2 protein-coding genes and 1 pseudogene are annotated in these 2,792 nt (G+C 65.0%); 1 reads left to right on the top strand and 2 read right to left on the bottom strand.

Annotation, left to right across the window (positions count from 1 at the left end; translation table 11 throughout):
• Positions 1–180: pseudogene (locus AC2VON_RS02395) on the bottom strand (PE-PPE domain-containing protein); the annotation flags it as partial.
• 309 nt (positions 181–489) lie between these two features.
• On the opposite strand from AC2VON_RS02395, the gene AC2VON_RS02390 reads away from it, so the two are divergent.
• On the top strand, positions 490–1,218 hold the full coding sequence (locus tag AC2VON_RS02390; RefSeq protein WP_486951503.1) for a DUF5642 family protein: 729 nt from the start codon (positions 490–492) through the stop codon (positions 1,216–1,218).
• A gap of 114 nt (positions 1,219–1,332) precedes the next feature.
• Here the strand turns inward: AC2VON_RS02390 and AC2VON_RS02385 are convergent, their stop codons facing one another.
• Entirely contained in the window at positions 1,333–2,553 is a 1,221-nt protein-coding gene (locus AC2VON_RS02385; protein WP_486951502.1) for a L,D-transpeptidase, read from the bottom strand.
• Positions 2,554–2,792 lie beyond the last annotated feature (239 nt).

Raw genomic sequence — 2,792 nt, 5'->3', positions numbered from 1 at the left:
CGTGCCGCTGCCGCCCATAACAAGCCCCACGGTCTCGGCGTCGGCCAACTTGAAGTCCGCCAGCACCGTTTTCGCCTGTAGCGGCATCACCGGGGTGACGGTCGACGACACGCCTAGGGCGGCGACGCCGACAATCGCCAACGGCACAAAACCCAACGAACGCAACGTACGGCTGGACATAGCAACCTCCTTGAAGAACCGACCGCCGACCGTCGGAAGCGGGTGGATTAAGACAACAGGCCCGCAATGAAGTCCATGTCTGCCCGGCGACAATACTGAGGACACCGGAGATCAACCTATCGGCAACCGTGGCTTCGCGTGCCACAACGCGGTCATTCGTGAGCATGACGACCGGGCAGACGAAGCGCTGGACAACACCACCACGTTCCAAAAACAGCGCCAAAACGAATCGAAGGACGTCAACTACCGCAAGTGCCGCGCGGCTCGCGACGCCGAAGCCGACGAGAACTGCTGTATTAGGCTTGAGGGATGGCGTATCCGCTGCCCGGAACCAAGAAAATCGCGTCGGTCCTAGTCGTGCTGGGTGCCGGTGGTTTGCTCGTCGCGTGCGGAAATGCCGCCGACACCAAGCCGACGAACCCACCTGCGGCGCCTTCACCAACCGCGTCGCCGACTGACCCGGCGACGGCGCCTGGCGTCGAATACGACATCTCGCGGGTCGACGGCGTCAAGAACGGTTTTCCCCCGGGATTCACGGTGTCGGCCTACCCCGCCAAGACCGTGAGCCAGCCCGATCACGACAGTTCCCGCATCACCGCTTTGACCGAGGCTCGAATTGTGCCGCCCAAGTGCCGCGCTGTGGTCCTCCCGTCCTACGCCGTGCCTTCGGCCGGTGCGCAGGCAGCAGGGGTCAACGCGCGTGGGGACCGGGGAAGCATCGACGTGATCGCCCTTCGGTCACCCGAACCGGTTCCGGTCGGCGAGAAGCCCGAGGGTTGCGGTTTGGGGCTGGTGATATCGGGCTCCCCCGATGTGGCCGGGCCTGCCGAACAGATTGACGCTCCGACCATCACCGGTGCCACCACCACCGGGATCAAATTGAGCCCGGAGGACAGGAATCCTGAGTACGTCTTCACGGCGAGACTCGATGATCGCACCGCCGTCGTCGTGATGGGCAACACCGACGCACAACTCAACCCGGAGCGGCTCATGGCCGACCTGATGACGAAGGCCACAGCCGCCGTCGTCAACCGGTGACGACCAGCGTCGTCCTCCGGCCGGGCCGACCGGAATCACGGTGACGTTGCAGCAGCGGCCGGCAGGCCGCTGAGCGCTCGGCGGATGTCTACCGTCCGCCGAGGAACCAGGAACTCAGTCGTCTGCGTTGCCGGCCTGCCACTGCTCCCAGGGGATGTTCCAGTCGCCGAGCCCCTCGGTGCCCGGCAACGTCGGCCCGACCGTGTTGGTGATCTCCACCACGTCACCGCGCTTGGTGTTCTCGAAGAACCACAACGCGTTGGCAGGACTGACGTTGAGGCAGCCGTGGCTGGTGTTGCTGTAGCCCTGCGCGCCGACCGACCACGGAGCGGAGTGCACGAAGATCCCACTGTAGGAGATCTGTGTCGCCCAATCGACCTCGGTACGGTATCCGTTGGGCGAGTTGACCGGCACCCCGTACGTCGACGAGTCCATGACCATGTGGTTGAACCGGGCGCCGACGAGGTAGGTGCCGTTGTTGGTCGGGGTGCTGTTCTTGCCCATGGAGACCGGCATGGTCTTGGCCACCTCGCCGTTGATCCGGACGACCATCGACTTGGCGTTGTCATCGACCGTCGCGATGACCTGGTCGCCGATGGTGAAGTGTGCGGTCACACTGTCCTGGCCGAATACCCCATTGCCCAGGTCGGCGCCGTAGGTGTTGACTGCGACGTCGACACTGGTGCCGGACGTCCAGAAAGACTGTGGCCGCCAACGCACTTCGCGGTTGTTCAACCAGTAGAATGCGCCCCGGACCGGAGGGTCGGTGGTGATCTTGATGGCCTGCTGGGCCGCGACACGGTTGGCGATGTTCTCGTCGAACCGGATCGCCACCGGCTGGCCGACGCCCACCACTTCGCCGTCGCTCGGCGTGACGTAGGGCATCGTCAGATTTGCCGGTGAATGTGTCCGAAAGGTCAGCTGCCGGACGGTCACCCCACCCAGCCCGAGCGATTCCGCGTTCAGCGTGTAGCGGCGGTTGTAGCCGAGCGGCTCGGTGGTCGACCAGGTCAGGCCGTCCGGGCTGAGTTGGCCGTCGACCGACTTGCCGTTTTCGTTGACGATGGTGACCGCGCCCAGCACCCCGCCCTCGGCGGTGACCTTCACCGGGGCGTCCACCGCCACGCCGACCGCCCCGTCGGTCACCGAGGCGGTCAGCTTCGGGACCAGCAGATCGCCGAACGGGGTGCCCTTGTCGGTGATGACTTTGGCCGCTTCCGGGCCGTCGTTGCCGCCGCAGGCGCTAAGACCCAGCACCACCGCGGGGATCACCAGCAACCCCGCGAACCAGGATCGGTGTCCGCGGCAACCGGACGTCGCACCGACTGGCGCCATACCCTTACTCACTCAGACCCCCACTTCGACCCTCGCCACCACTCGGCAGTAGTCTAAGGCATCAGACGATGTCACCGGCCTACGATGCGGACACCGGATCCAGCCCAAACCGAAGCGTCGAGGATTCGCCACTTGCCCTGGCGGCTGTTATTGTCGCACTCGCGGTCCAGGCCGTCTCGCGCCGTTAGCTCAGTTGGTAGAGCAGCTGACTCTTAATCAGCGGGTCCGGGGTTCGAAAC

Source organism: Mycobacterium sp. TH-M82, from assembly GCF_057473605.1.
The sequence above is the reverse complement of the archived record's forward strand: the minus strand, read 5'-3'. Positions and strand labels throughout refer to the sequence as shown.